This window comes from Pantoea sp. sgz302252 (assembly GCF_042610525.1).
GTDB lineage: Bacteria > Pseudomonadota > Gammaproteobacteria > Enterobacterales > Enterobacteriaceae > Erwinia.
In genome coordinates, this window is sequence record NZ_JBHDVM010000012.1 from 114,151 (window position 1) to 131,745 (window position 17,595).

Sequence of the window (17,595 nt, forward strand, 5' to 3'; positions counted from 1 at the left end):
CTTACCGTGGCAAGCCTGGTATCGCCGCCGCGCCTTCTGAGCGCCAAACGGTTTCCGTTAAGATCTGTTGTAGACTATCTAAATGCCTTCAATATAGCCAACCTGTTGATTTAAAAGCATTTATTTTTATAATACATCTGAACGGGTGCGATTATGAACGTATCGAAGGGCAAAGACAAGCTTTTTTCTGTCTGATAACACGCCTGATAGCCAGAGTGGGTGACAGGGATAATGGATTAAGCAAAGCAGCAAAACGCCCCGCATAGCCGGGGCGTCAGGTTGTTAATTTTCAGAAAGCAATGGCTTTACTGATTTTTCGGCTTTTCAACCGTTTGATTATCCATCAGCACCTTCCATTTTGCGGTTTCCGATTGTTGATTTGCCGCGCCGCTGTTCTGCGTCTGTGATTGCTCTTTGTTAGCAAGGCTTTCTGCTTTGGGCGAGCTATTGGCTGGTTTAGCGGCACCCGAGTTATTATTTCCTCCCGGACGGCTGGCGCTGCCAGTGCCGCCAACAATAGGTTTCGCAGGCTGCACCGTTGGCCATTTAGCGGCTGGCGGAGTCACTTTGGTGCCTGTGCTGCCCTTTGCTGAATCGCTCTGGCTGGCATTATTTACGGTTTTTTCGCTCGCTGCGCTCTCTGTTACCCTGGCCTCACTGGCACTCCCTGCCACTTTACCCGTTTCGCCATTTTGTATCGGCGAATTGTTTGCCGGTTTAGCAGAACCCGCGCTATTAATTCCGCTTGGGCGGCTGGCGCTGCCCGTGCCGCCCACAATAGGCTTAACAGGCTGTACCGTCGGCCATTTAGTGACAGGCTGGGTAGCTTTAGCGCCAGTATCAGCGGCGGTATTTTGGCTGGTTTTAGCCGTTTCGCCATTTTGTATCGGCGAATTGTTTGCCGGTTTAGCAGAACCCGCGTTATTAATTCCGCTCGGGCGGCTGGCGCTGCCCGTGCCGCCCACAATAGGTTTAACAGGCTGTACCGTCGGCCATTTAGTAGCAGGTTTAGCCGTTGTGGCACCGGAATCCACTGTATCTGTGGCAGTTGGGCGTTTCGCCGTCTCAGTAGTTGCTGAGCTGGTACTGTCGGTAACCGTAGCAGTGTTCGGCCGTTTCACTGGCTGTACGCCTGGCTTCTGCGTTGCCGTACTGCTGCTGTCACTAACCCCAGGCCTGGTCGGTGTTGCTGCGCTACTGCTGCCTGGCTTTTGTGTCGCTGAACTGCTGCTGTCACTAACCCCAGGCCTGGTCGGTGTTGCTGTGCTACTGCTGCCCGGCTTTTGTGTCGCTGAACTGCTGCTGTCACTGACCCCAGGCCTGGTCGGTGTTGCTGCGCTACTGCTGCCTGGCTTTTGTGTCGCTGAACTGCTGCTATCGCTAACTGTTGGTCTGGAAGATTTAGCCCCGGAGTCGGCTGTGTTTTTACTCTTACTGCTTCCTTTGGAAGAAAAGCCAAATTTAGGCAGGCCAAGCGTAAACGAAATATTGTTACCGGCAGTTACATCTACTTGATCCACCGTCGACGTCTTGTTGGCATCTGTATTGAGGTTGCCGCTTACTTCACCATTGGTGATACCAACATTAATTGTGCTGTGCTGGCTTTCTTCGTAATCGATAGTATCAAGCTTGTTGTAATAGCCATTGACAGTAGGTAATCCCTTAGAGTTGATACCGCCGCCGCCGCCGCCGTAGGCACCGCCGGAGTGAAGCTCGTCTTTCAGATCGTTTGCTGTAATAGTGCCCGCAACATCAACCGAGCCCTGCTGAGTTTCGGAAACAATATGCCCTCCCGTCAGGTTAAGATCGCCGCCCGTAACAATATTGACCTCGTTCGTGGTTTTAATTCCCGACTGCTGTTGGGTAAGACTGCTGTTGTGGTTTTCACTGCCGCCGCCGCCATTTGCTGCTAGCGTAGGTAGTATGCCGGAGGTTGAGATGGCGGCTCCGGCAGAGACTCCCCAGGTGGTGCCATTGGCCGTTTCTACATAGGTATCCTGCACAGAGGTAATAGCGAGGTCGCCGCCGACATTGATGTTAGCCGCCCCTGCCGTGATATTAGCACCGCTCATGTCCATATCGCCTTTGATATTTACGTTAACCTGATTGGCATCAAAGCTGGCGTTAGCATAGGCAGTTGCGTCAGTATCTCGGGAGTTTTTCGAGCCGCTCTTGTCATAAGAGCCCCCTGCTCCCGCGCCCATTAGCGATACCCCCGCACTGGCAGCCAATGCATCACTGCTAAACGAATCGGACGAAGAACTTGTGTAGGTGCTTTGAGCTGCAGACAGCATTAAATTTCCCCCTGCCGTGAAGTTAATCTCATCAGCTACGGCATCAACTCCTTTCAGGTTGGTATCGTTACCTGAATTAAAATTAATTTGCCCTCCATACAGGGAATTTATATTTTCCGTTCTGGTTTCAGAAGTTACTGTATTTTCTTGCGTCGTTGTTCCCAGTGAGAAAGACCCCCCTATTAAGTCGTTAAAACCTATGTTGGTAGCATCGCCTGCATACTCAGCCGCTGTCAAACCAACATCAGTTTTCACATCTGCATTGTTTATAGCCTCTTTAACTTTATCAGTGGCTATATCATCTTTAACCTCAACACCTTCCTCTTTCTTTTCATCCCGATCAATCTGTTTTTTTATGGCATCCAGGACTGAGCTGTGGGCTTCAGCCTTTACTCCGGTAAAGGTTTCTTTTGTTGTTGTCGTACTTTTACTGACATCTTCATATTTAGTGGAAATAATATTTTTTCCGCTAAGGTTAGCTACGGCAATGTCGCCTACAGTCAAATCCATACCGCCGATATCAAGAGTGTTACCTGCTGTCATATTGACGCCGTTACTAAAGTTAAAGCTGGCATTGGTATTGGTAACAGAAGATGTCGTTGTGGTCTCCTCAGTGGTTTTCATGCCGGCGCTAAAAGAAAAGGAATCGCTCAAAGCCGCCGCGCCCGGACGCTTACTATTGGAGTTACTCATACTCCCCTCCTGACCCTGGCTCTGAAATTCCGCCTCTTTCGTATCCTTGCCTTTTAAGGAGTTCATACTGATATCAGTGTTTAAGTCAGGTAAAAACGAAGTTTCAGACACACCTAAAAGCCCTAAAGCTTTGGGGATTATCATGATAGGCAGATCGACTTTAAGACTCAAATCCAGACTCGTTTCCGTTACCTTTACCTCTTTAAAATCATGATCTTGAGAAGTTTTAGTAATAATGTCGTTATCCGCGCTGATAGAAGCAACGCCAGCATTATATGTTCCGCCCGTGAATACCACGTCCTGAGCGGCATTAACAATAAAAGCACCATCCGTATTTATCGAGCTGGTTTTTGATTTTGCTGCCGCTTCGGTAGTTTCTTCGGTTCGGGTAGTAAAACCAAAATCTTTACTCTGAAAATCATAGCTATAAGCAGAACTTACTTCATGAATATCATTGAAGTTAACGTTGCCTTCAGTAGAAACGATATTGATATAGCTGTCCGACGTTTTCTCTGCTTCGGCATTCTGAGCAGCCGAAGAATTCTTGTGCAAGCCTATAAGTTCTGGTTCTGCCGCCGGAGTATCTTTTTCCGTCTCTTTAGCTACGTCGCCCGCACTTAAGGCAATACCTGTAATATTGACTTCTTTAGCCAAAATATCGATGCTGCCGCCTGCGCTAATTCCGTCATCATAGGCAGAAATTTGTTGGTTCCCTGTTTCATTTCGCCCTACGCTGGCGATAAGGTCAATATTACCTTCGCGGGCCACAAGCGCAATATTTTCTCCAGCATCAATGGCGCTACCGCTATTGGTTATGTCACCTGATTCGCTAATCAGATAGGCCGAGCCGCCAGCTTTAATACCCGAATTCATGCCACTGCTGATATTATTTATATTGTTTTCAGCGACCAGGGAGATATCTTTACCAGCGCTAATTTCAGCATTATTATTGTTAATAGCAGTTGCATCAACAATGACGTTTTTTCCTGCATGTATTGTGGCAGCTCCGGTTTCGCTGGCGACTTTTACTTCCTGCAGCGTTTTGTTAGACAGATAGATTTTCGGCACCAGCACTTCGATACCGTCGACATGTTCCGAAACAAACCAGACGATATCTTGTTCAAGATTATCAATTTGTTCCTGGCTAAGAGCCTGACCGATAATGAATGCTTCCCCTGTTTCGCCAGCGACCAGTTCAGCCGCATTGTCAAAAAGTAATTGAACCAGAGCAGCGCCTTCAACCTGATATTTTTCAGACATAAAGGGGCCTAAAGACTCCGTTGCCTGGCGTCGAATCAGCTCTGAGATAAAGTAGTTATCGCCGATGACCAAAACCGGCTGTTCGCTTTTATAGCCTACCGCATTGAAAAAATAATCCGAACCGTAATACTGGTTTTGATCAATCATTGACGGTCGGGTCTCATACATAGCTACAACTTTATACGCAGCGCCTGTTCCAGCCTGTACCTCTGCATCTGCAGCCTGTACGGAGGAAGAACCAGAACTAAGCGCATTAAGATAGTCGATAAAATCCTGTGACTTTTCGAAAAGCCCTTTGATATCGGTGAGCTTACCTATCGTGGGTAGCGTACTTATCCCTTTAGCAATTTCCTCTATATTTTTTTTATTGAATTTTACTTCATAGCCCTGCTCCAGGGTTGTTACTTCCTGATCGCCTACGGTAACAGTAACGACTTTGTTTTCCTGCAGTTCGCCGGTAACTTCTGATGCAATCCCATTGTTCATGGTTCCGCCCGTATGAACAAAATTACCGCCTGCGCTAATCGACGCTTTTGCCGCCGGCAAGAAGTAGATCTTCATATCTTCCAGTTTGCTTGATTTCTCCTTAGATCCCGTTTCGAATTCCGAGGGCGGGTTGATATAGTATTCCTGATTGACTTCAGCCCAGCGGCTTTGCATATATTCAAATTTGCTGGACTTCCACTGTTCGCCAAATATTTTGTTCATCAATTCATTTAGCAAAACGTGTTTGGATGCTAATTCTCTGATAGCATTACTAAATTTCGATCTACTATTGCTATCAAGTTCTACTTCCGACTTAGCTCTATAATCCCCATTACCATATAAAAAGTCCAACATTTCATAAACACTGGAAAAGTAAAGTGATGGATTACCGTTAGTCCATAAACTTTTCCAATAGAAAAAATTAAAGACTATCTCTTTAGATAATTTTGTTTTTAAATAGTCGGCCATGGTAATACTGAGGTAGTCAGGTGCATTATACAAGTGGCCTTTTACATATATATCATTTGCAGCCTGAATTAATCCACCTTTGTTATTAACAATACTATCAGACGCTGAATCTTGATTGATGTAAAGGTTATTACCAGCGGATATTTCAGCACGGATATCAAGAGATATATTTGAGGCTAACCCTGGGATATTGACCGTAACAGAATGTGTTTTCCCCCAGGTTGGACCCTCTTCCTCTACACTCTCCGTGCCATTTTCATAAGCACTGTAGTCCCAACTAACCCCTTTATAAGTACTTTCATTGAGCAGATTTTTTGCATCAAGCCACATATTGCCTTCAGAGCGGATCACGCCTGCCTGGTTATAAATGGATTCTGCTTCCATAACTATATTCTGCTGGCTAAGAATATTCCCCTTCAGTAAGTTACTTATTTTTTCACTGGCAATGAGAATGCTATTTCCCATAGAGTAAATCAAAGAATTGACATTGTTTACAATATTGCTGGCCTTTAAATATATATCACTAGCACTAACAATAGATTCGTTGTTGTAGATATTATTTGCGCTAATATTAACCGCAGCAAAAGATTCTACGGCCTTATCTATAACAACATCGCCCGTTGCGTTTATATTTAACTGAGTGTTGGAGGCAAGCGAGCCCTCGGCATTATTATAATCACCAACCTTGTTTAGCGTCAGCGCCTTGCCAGCAAAAATTCTGCCATCGTCGCTATTGTTCAGATTAGTAGTATTAACTGTTAACGATCCGGTATTACTGATGACGCCTGACGCGTTGTTCAGGTCTTTAACATCGATCAAACTCTCTCCGGCGCTGTTGCCCGAAGAAATGACGCCTTTATTATTCAATATAGCTGCACTAAGCTGGTAGCTGGCGGCATTGATATCACTTTCAAGAGCGTTATTAATGGTGTCAGCCACTATAGACAGACTTTCTTCAGAGAAGATTCCAGCCTGGGCGCTGTTATTAACCTCTTTTGCCGTGATGGCCATATCTTTAAGACCGACGATCTGACTTTCGTAACCTGTATTGGTCAGGCTGCCGGTTGCAATTGCTATGGTATTAGCCTGAATAAAAGCCGCCGCTTCGTTCAATAAGGTATTTGCCTCGTTTATTTTTAGCGAGTCATCAGCAAGGATGGCGGCGTAATCCCGGTTAACGATACTTTTTACTTTTTCAAGGACAATATCCAGCCCCTGTAACAGGGCAAACTCGCCTTTATTCACTAACACGTTAACATTTTTTAGCAGCAGGCTGGCGTTCGCCATGATAGCACCAGCGTTATCAACATTACCGATTTCGTCCAGCTGAATGTCGCCAAATGACTGGATAAGGCTGTCATCACTGTTGTTTAACATGGAGGTATTGTAAAACGAGAGCTGCTCGTTCGCTTCTATTAGTGCGCCAGAAACATTGCTAATGTTTTCAACGGCGTTGAACAAAACATTCTTATAAAGAGAAGAGATCGTTGCGCCATCACTATTGATTAACGAATTTATCTCTTCAAATTTAAGCATATTATTGGCGATAATTTCAGCCGAGCTATTGTTCAACTCTTTAATATTACTGAATGTAATGTCTTGCCATGAGGAGATGTTGCCCTGCATGTTATCCAGTTGATCGATATTAGTAATCGCCAGGCTCTGCTGGGCGACAATTACGGCATCTGCGCCCTGATTCTTCACCCGCTCAATGTTTAGCAAGTTAACATTGCCGCCTGAGAGCTGCCCATCAGTATTGACTATCTCGCTCGCATCGACAATATTGAGCATGCCGCTGGCCTGGATTTTTGCCATATCATTATTCAGTGAGCCTAAGGAATGGATATCAATATTTCCTTTGGTGCTTTGAATTACTCCGCCGTCACTATTGTTAACGACAAGTGTGCCTGGCTGTTCGCCGGTCATGGTCAGTGTTTTTGCTGCTGAGATTATGGCCGCGTCACCTGCATTTGTGAGCTCGCTGGCTACCCTAAGCTGCATATCGCCATAGGAGAGAATATCACTGTGGTTAGATATTTTTTCCGCTGAAAGCATTAACTCATTCTGGGCGGCAATTGTGCCCTGGTTGTTCAGCTCGCCCTGAATGGCAATTTGCCCGCTTTGAGCCTGAATGACGCCGGTATTGATAACGCTCTCGCTTCCCTGAACGTTCAAAGATAGATGGCTCTCTTCAGCTATAACTTCGCCGCTGTTTACCAGCTGGTCAGAGGCAATCTGAATGCCCTTGCCATAAAGCACACCGCTGTTATCAAGCTGGTTGCTGAGCTCAAGGTTAAGGGCTCCCTGCTGAGCGGCTATGCCACCTTCGTTATGTAACGTTTTACCCTGTAGCGTGATAGTGTTACCGGCCTGAATAGTGCCACGATTCAGCGCCTTTTCATCACCATTAATCTGCAGCTTAATATCGCCGGAAGTAGCCAGCACGTTGCCGGTGTTCGTTAATTTTTCAGATACAGATGAAACGTTTTTACCCTGTATCGTTCCACTGTTAACCAGGCTGTCCGTGGTAAGCTCGGTATCTGAAACTGAGGCTATAACGCCACTATTATTTACATTTTTCGTTTTTACTTTAACAGCACTGTTAGCCTGCAGCGTCCCGCTGTTGTTCAATTCATCCTGGATCTGTAGATCTATATCGCCCTGTTCAGAAAGAATAATACCTTCATTGGTCGCCTTGCTGGCGGTGACGACTACCCGATCGGCATACAGAGTCCCGCTATTTTCAAGCGTACCCAACGTTAATTTCAGGCCGCTCGTGGTGTTAATAATGCCGCCATTTTTCAGCCGTTTTCCGGCAATGCTGACGGATCCGTTTGCCTGAACATAGCCATCATTAACCAGAGCGTCATCCAGATTGAAAATCAGGCTCCCTTTTTGCGCGGTGATAACGCCCTGGCTGTTTTGCAAAAATCCGGCGCTGACGGCAATATCACCGGAGACGCTGGTTATACTGGCGTCGGACACAATGGCTGCATTGCTCATAGTTTTGCCATTAACTTTAACGACAAATTTTCCCTGGCTAAGGACGATTTGAGCGCCGTCGATCCTGTTGTTATTGCCGTCAACGGCATACAGGGTTCCGCTAATAAAATAGCGATCGGCAACCTGAATTTGAATAGCGGGCACAGCGCTGCTGCTTTTTGTGCCGTTTCTCGCCAGCAGATTCGCAGCGCTTTGCAGCAAAGAATTTGCGTTGATGCGGATCGTGCCTTGCCCGGCCACTATATCCGCACCGATAGCCATATTGGTCAGCGCAGTAAGAACGACGTCGGACTGAGCGCTGATCCCGCCCTGGTCTGCGTATTTAGCCAGTGTGATACTGCGCCCCGCAATCGTAACACTGTCGCTGTCACTGACCACGGAAGCCAGACTAATCTCGCCGTCAGCAGAGATTTCAATGCCTTTGCTGCCAATGATGCTTCCCTGATGGGTAACGCCAGCCCCACTCTCGGTACTGATCAACTGGATTCTGTTGCCATACATCGAGCCCAGCTGCGAACCACTTATTGCCACGTCAGTAGTGCCGTTGCCGCTGCGCACTGAATGCGTTCTCGAAGTGGTGTTGTAATCATTGGGGCCGGTCAGGATTTTAATATCCGCCTGGCCAGCAATTTCTCCCGTCAGCTTAGCGCTGCGGCTGACAATATCAAAATAGCTCAGGCCATCCGTGTTGATGCCCTGACCTTCAATTGAGACAGCGCCGCGTTCCACTGCGAGCTGGACGCCGCCGTTCTGGTCAAAGTTCACTCTACCCGTGCTCAGGGTAAGGCTGTTGGCATTTACGGTGGATACGCCGTTAACTGTAATACCGTTTTCATTTGCTACAATCAGATCGGCGGTACGCCCGAAAACTTCCATTGAGCCGGCAAGCTGACTGCCGCGCGCGCCGGTTACTTCATTCAGGATAACCTTGGCTTCAGAGGATAGGTTGCTGTTTTTTATTACAAAACCGCCAGTTTTCGATACGCCGTCCTGCATGCTGTTATTAAATATAACGCCCTGCCGTTCCACGTTAAAATCGGCATATTTATTGTGGGAAACGCCCTGGCCGTTGGCATTGTTAATGTTAATAACCGGCGTACCGTTGGCGGCGCTGGCAAGGTTTTCCTGATGTTTTTTATCAGGATCAATAATGATGTCCGCTGCGGCTGACACCGGAATAACAGCACTCATTGCTAACACAAGTGGTTTTAAGCGTAAGTAACGTTTTCTTTTGGTAATAAATTTAATTTTTTTATAATTCATAGCTTGCCCCCGATGTTATTTTTTCGTAATTAAAAACCTAACCCTAAATTGAAATACAGCGCATAATTATCGACGTTCGAGTCTTTTAGTGAAGCTGGCTTTTTAACTGGCCAGCCAGCGGTAAAGGAGCCAGAAAAATCTTTTCCGCTTATTTTTATACCCGCAGCTGCGCCGGTAAGATAATCACGGTCGCAATTTCCGCTGGTACTGAAACAATTATGTCTGGCCATGCCCATATCAAAGCCAGCAAAAGGAGCGATGGAGTTAATGCGAGCATAATTTATTTGTACGGGAATTTTTATAGTATTCGCTATCCAGACTGCCCGCTCGGCCGCTACGATATCTTCTTTAAATCCTCTAACGCTAAATTCATCGCCTAAACTGTATTTTGCATCGCTAACCAGTCTGTCGTTGGTATACTGAAATCCGCTGTTAAAATCGTAATCTACTGCCAGGCGGCCGCTTTCCGTCACGCTCAGCCTTCTGCTCCAGTTCAGACTGCCGTTATACTTTTTATAATCGAGTTTGAAACCGTTTAAATCCGCGTCCTGCTTCCAGGCGGCGCCGAACCACGGAACGCCTGCCGTTACACTAAGATCGGCATAGCCCCAGCCACCCGCCAGGCCGCCTACCCAGTTAACGCCTGCGTTCAGGCTACTGTATTTTTTGCTGGAAACAGCGACAGGAAAGTTCATGATATTATTTTCATTATCTCTTTTTTCAACTTTCAGCCAGCCGGAATACTTTCCGGACGCGTCGCGGAAAAGTGTTCTTGACGCTTTTAAAGAAAAACGCTCGGCGTGCCCGTCGCTGACGTAGCCGCCATACATACCACCAATAGTCTTCTTGTAGTTCGACTTATAATAGCTGGTGTCGAAAAGCCAATAGCCCAGCGGCAGGCTGAAAGACAGGCTTTTGGCTAGCTGATTGTCGTCCTCTGCGTTTAGATCGTTATAAGAATAGTACCAGGTTAATGTATCGTTCAGCCCCAGAACGTTTTTCAAAGCGGTATTAAGATAGTATTGATACCAGCCAGCATCGCGGTAGCCAGAGTTATTCATACCAACATTAATTGATAAAGGAAAAATGCCGTTTTCAGTATGGTTAATGATAGAGTAGCCGTGCTGGCTGTCTGGCTCAATTAATAGTTTATCGGTTGAAGAGACGCGCAGCAGGTTATCCAGTCCCTGATCGATATCTTTTATATTTAAGCGTTTATCTTTAGCAAAAGGCATGGCGCTGAACATACGCATTTTTTCACGCCAGCCCGGCGCTTCGCCATTATGGCGGAAATCCGCAATTTTACCCCACAGCACTTTCATCACTAACTTGCCGGTTCGCAACGAGCCTGGCACTATAGTGACCTGGGTTGTGGCATAGCCGCGACCAATATAGAAATCGTTCAGTTCCTTAGTCAGCATTAAAATTTCTTGTTTACCCATATCCGTGTTTAGATAACGGGCCAGGATGGCATTTCGCTGTGCTGAAAACTCATATTTATCATCATCCTCAATGACAATTTCCTTGATAAAGAAATGAAAGCGGCTGGCTTCACCTTTTGTTGTATTATCTTTTTCTTTTTCAATTTCACTTTGTTGTATTCTTCGCTCCCGCTGCTTTTCTGCCTGAATAGTCTGTTGCTGTTTTTCCCTTTCCAGACGATCGAGATTACGCTGAGCCGCACTGGGCAGGCCATTGAGTTCTGCCGCACTACCATAACCGGCATAACTTAATACAGTGATAACAATGAATTTTGTTAAAATTCTGGTTCTCATGAAGACGATTCTCTCTAATTCAGGGTTAGCGTATAAATAACGTTTGCAGTTACACTGCCTGCGGTGGCATTGGCGCGAGTGCTGTCATCAAAATACATTTCACCTGCATAGGTTACTGTTCGCTTTCCGGTGAACGCTGCAGAACTGCCAAAGCTTGCCTCAGTATTAATTGCTTTGGCTGTATAACGCTGACCTGATTTTTGATAAAGCCTGATATAGGCATTTTTAGCATCGCCGGCATTTTCAATTACGCCAGTATCCATTCCCCAGGCAGTACGCCCTTCAAAAGTTATTTTTGCTGAAGTTTCTGCCGGACAGTCAAGTGTAATAGTAAAATCCTTTTTCTCACCGCTGAAATTTGTTTTAATCACATCAGCCAGTGAATATTCACCTAAATCAACATTGTTTGTACTGGCGTAAATAGCGCAGCTTCGTGTACTAACAGTGACTTCGCCTAAACTTATATTCAGCAATGTTAAGGTATTGCCGGGTTCACTGTCGGGAGAAACGCTGATACCCACTATTGCTCCCGCCGGTATAGTTCCGCTGCTGGCTACGCCAGTTTGTACAAATTCCAGCACCATTTTGTCTGCAGGCTCTATACAATTACCCTGACAAGAATAGCTACCCGGCACCCAGGCATTATCTGAGCGGCTCTGCGGCCATTTAATGCGAAGACCGATACCGGCGACATTAGTGCTGTAAACATTATCTATTGCCGTTTTCGACGCTTCCGCCCGCGTATAAAAAGAACGCCAACTGGATTTAACGCCGCTACCGCAGGAAAAATTAATTTGCCCTACCTGAATGCTGGTTGAATAGAGTACCGTACCCACACTTCCTCGATCGGAAGGCGTAATAGTTATTGCGGGGAATTGAATAGTTTGCGCCTGCGAGCCAATGCTACAACCTGCCTTCACGCTAAAAGAATTTAGCCCGAGAAACAATACAATGGCAAAGCTCACCATTTTGGAAGAGAAAAAAACATTCATTTTTCTGTTTCTCTACAAATAAGTGTCAGGGACGTTTTTCCGGTCGAAATATTTATTGCTTGCTTGATAAATTTCGATGGAATAACGCAGTCTTTTACTTTTTTACCCAGCTTCCAGCTTGCTGTTAAAGGTTGATCACTGTCCATCAGCGACAGGATAGTGATACCGGACTGTCCCACTGTGCCTGAAATATTCCCCTGTGTGTCAACAAGACGGGAACCAAAAGGAAGCGGTCTGCCCTGGCTGTTTTTTATTCTGACCAACAGTGCTGTAGTATTGTTTGTTGTGTAGTTCACTTTAATAACAGCGCCGGCTGTAGGAACGACTACAGGCTCATCGTCGCCCGGATCAAAGCCTAAAGACGAGCCTTTGGTATCCAGGAAAATTTTATTTTCCTCATAGGGCGACAGATTAGGCAGCAGGCCATAGCCGTCTTTATTTATCCGGGAAAAACGATTTCCGGAAATAGTTGCACCTTCCCCGCCAGGGGCTTTAACCAGCGCAACGGTATCGCTAAGATAGGAAGAAAAATGAATCCCTTCGCTATGGATCAGTAGTGCACCGGCAAGGCTGCCCGAGAAAGTATGGTGCTGCATTCCCTGGCTGTAGGCGATACTCTTTTGTAAGACGCTACCGGTATGGCCCACATTAATGCCAAAATCGGACTGTTTTTTGCTGGACTGACTGAAATAGCTGTTGAAGCTCGAGGAGTAATCTTCTCCCTGATGGCTGCCGTTAACGGAAGTTCTGAATCTGGCCTCGTTGCTGGTATAACTCATCGAGGCACGCAGGCTTGGCGGCAGTTTTTTCATGTAGCCCAAAGGAACCGATAAAGAGGCAAAAATTTCTGTTTCTTTATGGCCTTCGGCGGTGAACGTTCTGTTAACATTCAGGCTATAGTTAACATAGCTATAGCTATTTCTGTAACCCATTATCCAGGAGGATCGCGAGCCCTGTTGTGGATTAGTATTATTTTTTTCCCACCAGCCGCTTAATGAAACCTCTCCCCAGTTCGGGGCTAATTTTTGAGCCAGCGTAACCTCAAGACGATTACGGTAGGTGCCTGCTCCTTGCATGCGATAGCTATTTTTCTGCTCCTCCTTTTTTTGTAGATAGTCATTCAGTGTATAAAAGTTCTTTCCCAGGTGATGATAGCCAGAGAGATTCAGGAAAGTTTGCGTTTCACTCAGCTGTTTTGATAAACCCACTTTTATCTGACTACTGTCGGCTATTTTCCCGCTTTCTTTTTGTATATCCCCAGCTGTTACCGACTGGAAAAACTCGGTGCTGATAGCGCCCAGCGGCGTATTGAAAGCGGCCCCGCTGCTGAGCGAGAGATAAGAGCTATCCCAGGTCAGCTGTCCGCCGCTATACAGGGTCAGGAAATCAGACAGGCCGTAACGGGCAGTCGCCTCTACTACGCCGGGCCGCTCTCCTCCTCTGGCGTAACGTAACTCGCCGGCAGCGAGTGAGTAGTTGAAATATCCTTTGCGCAGCAGCTGAGGCAGACTGCTGTAAGGCACTTTAAACTTTCTTACCGTACCGTTGCTTTCTTTTATCGTGACCTCAAGGTCGCCGCCGTAGCCAGCGGCGTTTAAGTCCCTGATACTGAATTCACCTGGTGGCACATTCTTTTCATAGATAATATTGTTATTCTGCGTAACGGTAACGACCGCATTACTGTTGGCTATCCCGGTAATCTGCGGCGCATAGTTTCTGGCCGTCCAGGGAAGCATTCTTTCATCGCTTTGCAATACAGCGCCCCGCAGTGCAAGCGTATCGAACAAGCTACCGCGGGTGTTAAAATCGCCAACAGAAAGCTCAGACAGGCCGCTGCCTATGGCTCGTTGGGCATAGGCCTGCAAATGCTGCAGCTGGCTCTTTTGATTGCCGCCGCCGCTGAGCGTTTCAAACGTAGCCAGCCGCCATGCTCCTAGCCGCCACAAAGTCTTTAAATCACCATAGTAGGTGCCGTACTCCGTTCCGCGGTAATAGCTTTTTGAACCGTTTAACGAATAGTTTGCGCTAAAAGCATTAATGCCTTCGTCCCAACGCGAGGGATCGATAAAACCGGCTATTTGCTGCAAAAAATAAACTTGCGGAATAGTAATTTTTAAAGACTCGCTGTCATAGTCATACTTTGCTTCTGCACCTTTTACCTTTTGTGCAATATCAATACAGATCGATTCTTTCCAGTTCAAAGGCAATTTTTTTTCATCCAAACCAATGTGTTGTAAAACAGAAGCAGGAATACAGGGTATAACCGAATCACCTTCTTTAATAAAGTTCACATTGTAACTTCTTAATTTATCTCCATTGATATAGATGTCTACGCGGTGCATACCTGGCTTAATACCTTCACCTTTCTCAAGCCAGCTTAAGTCAATATCCTTATTGAATTCTGTAAGAAATGCCGTATTAAACCTGACTTTACCCTGCTCGCCTGATGTCGTTTCCCCGCTGTTAACTTCACCCGTAGCAAGCGCATTGAAGGATAAAAATAATATAAAATGGCTAATAGTTAAGAAAAATTTGTTCCTTAAACTCATACCTTTGACCGTCTTGTTAAAATTTTATTTTTCTTTCTACAAAGGCGCCTAAATCACTAATGTATTGATAATTTATATTATCCCCAGAATTTTTAACTTTTTTAAAAACTACATTACTGGAGGAATAAGGCGCCACCATATCACCAGGTAAAGAGGCAATGATTTTTTCACCCTCCTTTAACTCCAGGCGTGCAAATGAAATATGGAAAGGTGAGTTATTGGTAACCGTGCCGATTACACTTCCTGACTCTTTTTTTACCGACCACTTCAAATTTTCGCCAGCTTCAATGAGCGTGCCTTTTAGCCCGACAGGTCGATAAAAAGCTTTTATTCTGGTGCGAAAAGCAATATTTAATTTATTCCCTTTATTTTCTTGCTCTGTTGTTGAGGGGACGTCCAGTACGTTTATCCAGAAGACGCTTTCCCGATCTTTAGGTAAGGCTGCTGAAGCTCCATCTATAGAAAATAGCCGAAATACCTTGTCCTTAGCCACGTTAATACGTGCCACAGGAGGTGTGACGTTAAGAGGAAGATTGTCCGGGATATTCATTCCCTTATCATCTTTCCCCGATAGCCAGATTTGAACCAGCGAAGGTGTGTTCCCGGTGTTACGTATAATAAAAGATTGTTCTTTTTCTGCTTCATTTAAAATAACTCTGGTTTTAAGAATTTGTATTGCAGAAAAGGAAAGCGTCGACCAGATAAGACCGAACACCAGTAATGTTAGCCTTAGCATATATTCCTCTTGAACTGTCAGGGGACGGATATCCCCTGACAGTGATTAATTATATGTTATAGAGTAAACAACGTCGCTCTTTACCGTGCCCGCTTTTGCCGCACCGTTTACCGCAATATACTGCCCCCAGTATTTAAAGCTTGCTTTATTGCTGGCAATGACCTGCGGCTGATGATTACTGTTAACCAGCGTCAAGTTCAGAGGCGTTTTGTCACTATTTAAAATGCGTACCTGAACATTTTCCGCGCCGCCGGTGGCTTCGGTATTTTTAAGATAACCGGTTGTGCTATCAATATTTGAACTCTGCGCTCGTTCAAAAATAACGTTGGCCGTTTTACCGTTCGGGCAGTTTTCGCCTGTCAGATTAATATGAAAGGGCGTATCGCCTGCGGCCTGACCAACAGAGGCCAGCGCTGTTATACTGACGTGTGGTAGTGAAACATTAAAATCGGCCCCCTGGTCAGGGTTAGTTTCATCGCCGCCGGAAATTATGCAGGTTGCATCCACAACGTTTCCAGTAAAGGTAATGGTGCCGTCATTCGCGGTAACACCCATTGATGAAAAACCGCCTGCCAGCGCAAGCATCAATAAACTTTTTGGGCAAGAAATTTTAGCCATGAAGAGCTCCTTTTCGTTATCTGTAATTTGCTAACGGTTAGCGTCAGCTTTTATCACTGTCCTGTCATTCATTTATCAAGTTAAAATTTAGTTAATCACTTCATTAAAAAAATAAGGTTCCCTCCCTTTCTTGATAATTATTTAACTTTTGCAATAATACTGACCATCATCTTTCTGAAAGTATGACTAAAACAACTCAGGGCCGTGTCCAACATTCACCTTTGTAAATGAATTTGTTTCTATTCATTATTAAAAATTTATTACTTTTTCCACAACCCCTCAGTATTGCTAATGAGTTAGTAACAGAGATAACCCCTAATTTTCTTGTTCTTGCTTGACACACAGGCATCCTGACAAAAAAACTGTTTTTGATCCTTACCGGATTGTGACGCTATGCTTATATTTAACTTTCTTTAAGATTATTTTCATCAGAATAGAAGTCATCCGATGAGCGAAATATATATTGTTTATCGTTTCATTTCATTACACACTGTCCAGGATAATTCTGTAGGGTTGTAAATAATATGTTTTATATTTAGAGGTACCCCTTCTGATATTTACATAATCGCAACAACTTTATCGATAAGGACAGGAATATAAACTGATCGTCCGAATATTAATAATATAAAAATAAAGTAATGCAGCTTAGCTATTTAGATTATGCCGCAAACAGCCTGCTGCCTTATGGATTTATTTGTATTTACTTATTAAAAATCAATAAGTTACAAAGAGACGCTTTCTGTACCAGACGTATAACACTTACAAGGATGAACTACACCATGGATAAAAATGAATTTCTCGCTTATTACATTGATAATAAAGTTATCTTTTTACCTGAAAAAAGCAGGCTTATCTCCTGTAAAACGGGTAAGCAGCTTGCTTTATACGTGACTGCCTCTCGCTGTTTACAGCTGCTGATCAATAATCCTGGCCGGGTCGTTATTCACGCTGAGCTTTATGCAGCTGGCTGGGAAGACCATGGCAAAATTGTGACGCCTAACACGCTATATCAAACAATATCTAAATTACGCAGGCAGCTCGAGGCTGCAGGGATTGAACAGAACATCATTCAAACCTTGCCGCGCCAGGGATGGATCCTTAATAGCGAAGCAATGATTGAAAAGCAGACGCTGAACGCATTTTCCACGTGGGTAAACCAGGATTCCGCTCAGCCTGCACAGCTGAATAATATAAGAAACCTGTGTAAAAGGCTGTTTATGGCAAGACCCATTGAAATACTTGCCTCTTGCAGCAACCCGTTAAAGATATTCAGGCCGCGTTCAGGGACACAGGGCAAATAAGCTGTAATTCGGGAAATAAAGAGAATAAAAGCAGATCTGTCCCATTCGGCTGGGGCAGTTTGAAGAAAGGAAAAAAAGACTGGAGCGGGAAACGAGACTCGAACTCGCGACCCCGACCTTGGCAAGGTCGTGCTCTACCAACTGAGCTATTCCCGCT

At 45.2% G+C, this 17,595-nt stretch carries 7 protein-coding genes and 1 tRNA gene; 1 reads left to right on the plus strand and 7 read right to left on the minus strand.

What is annotated here, in order from left to right:
- Positions 1 to 305: 305 nt before the first annotated feature.
- From ACETPC_RS19365 to ACETPC_RS19390, 6 genes are read right to left on the minus strand one after another with little or no spacing between them, the layout of a single operon-like run.
- Positions 306 to 9,467, minus strand: coding sequence for a hemagglutinin repeat-containing protein (locus ACETPC_RS19365; RefSeq protein ID WP_380184116.1), 9,162 nt, complete (start codon positions 9,465 to 9,467; stop codon positions 306 to 308).
- A gap of 29 nt (positions 9,468 to 9,496) precedes the next feature.
- On the minus strand, positions 9,497 to 11,242 hold the full coding sequence (locus ACETPC_RS19370) for a ShlB/FhaC/HecB family hemolysin secretion/activation protein (RefSeq protein ID WP_380184117.1): 1,746 nt from the start codon (positions 11,240 to 11,242) through the stop codon (positions 9,497 to 9,499).
- Between the two features lie 14 nt (positions 11,243 to 11,256).
- Positions 11,257 to 12,234 (minus strand): fimbrial protein, encoded by a 978-nt coding sequence (locus ACETPC_RS19375; RefSeq protein ID WP_380184118.1) that lies wholly within the window; start codon positions 12,232 to 12,234, stop codon positions 11,257 to 11,259.
- Entirely contained in the window at positions 12,231 to 14,783 is a 2,553-nt protein-coding gene (locus ACETPC_RS19380; RefSeq protein WP_380184119.1) for a fimbria/pilus outer membrane usher protein, read from the minus strand. Before ACETPC_RS19380 ends, ACETPC_RS19375 begins: the two co-directional genes overlap by 4 nt.
- Before the next feature lie 16 nt (positions 14,784 to 14,799).
- A complete protein-coding gene (locus ACETPC_RS19385) occupies positions 14,800 to 15,519 on the minus strand; it encodes a molecular chaperone (RefSeq protein WP_380184120.1) in 720 nt (239 codons plus the stop codon).
- A 45-nt stretch (positions 15,520 to 15,564) separates the two neighbouring features.
- A complete protein-coding gene (locus ACETPC_RS19390; RefSeq protein WP_380184121.1) occupies positions 15,565 to 16,137 on the minus strand; it encodes a fimbrial protein in 573 nt (190 codons plus the stop codon).
- A gap of 779 nt (positions 16,138 to 16,916) precedes the next feature.
- On the opposite strand from ACETPC_RS19390, the gene ACETPC_RS19395 reads away from it, so the two are divergent.
- The gene (locus ACETPC_RS19395; protein WP_380184122.1) at positions 16,917 to 17,438 is read left to right on the plus strand and encodes a transcriptional regulator; all 522 of its coding nucleotides are present in this window, start codon (positions 16,917 to 16,919) and stop codon (positions 17,436 to 17,438) included.
- A gap of 80 nt (positions 17,439 to 17,518) precedes the next feature.
- Here ACETPC_RS19395 and ACETPC_RS19400 read toward each other — a convergent pair.
- Positions 17,519 to 17,594: transfer RNA gene (locus ACETPC_RS19400), tRNA-Gly, on the minus strand.
- Position 17,595 lies beyond the last annotated feature (1 nt).

Bases quoted from the DNA above. Each gene is read 5' to 3' on its own strand.
- ACETPC_RS19365 (WP_380184116.1), bottom strand. From the start codon at position 9,467: ATGAATTATAAAAAAATTAAATTTATTACCAAAAGAAAACGTTACTTA.
- ACETPC_RS19370 (WP_380184117.1), bottom strand. From the start codon at position 11,242: ATGAGAACCAGAATTTTAACAAAATTCATTGTTATCACTGTATTAAGT.
- ACETPC_RS19375 (WP_380184118.1), bottom strand. From the start codon at position 12,234: ATGAATGTTTTTTTCTCTTCCAAAATGGTGAGCTTTGCCATTGTATTG.
- ACETPC_RS19380 (WP_380184119.1), bottom strand. From the start codon at position 14,783: ATGAGTTTAAGGAACAAATTTTTCTTAACTATTAGCCATTTTATATTA.
- ACETPC_RS19385 (WP_380184120.1), bottom strand. From the start codon at position 15,519: ATGCTAAGGCTAACATTACTGGTGTTCGGTCTTATCTGGTCGACGCTT.
- ACETPC_RS19390 (WP_380184121.1), bottom strand. From the start codon at position 16,137: ATGGCTAAAATTTCTTGCCCAAAAAGTTTATTGATGCTTGCGCTGGCA.
- ACETPC_RS19395 (WP_380184122.1), top strand. From the start codon at position 16,917: ATGGATAAAAATGAATTTCTCGCTTATTACATTGATAATAAAGTTATC.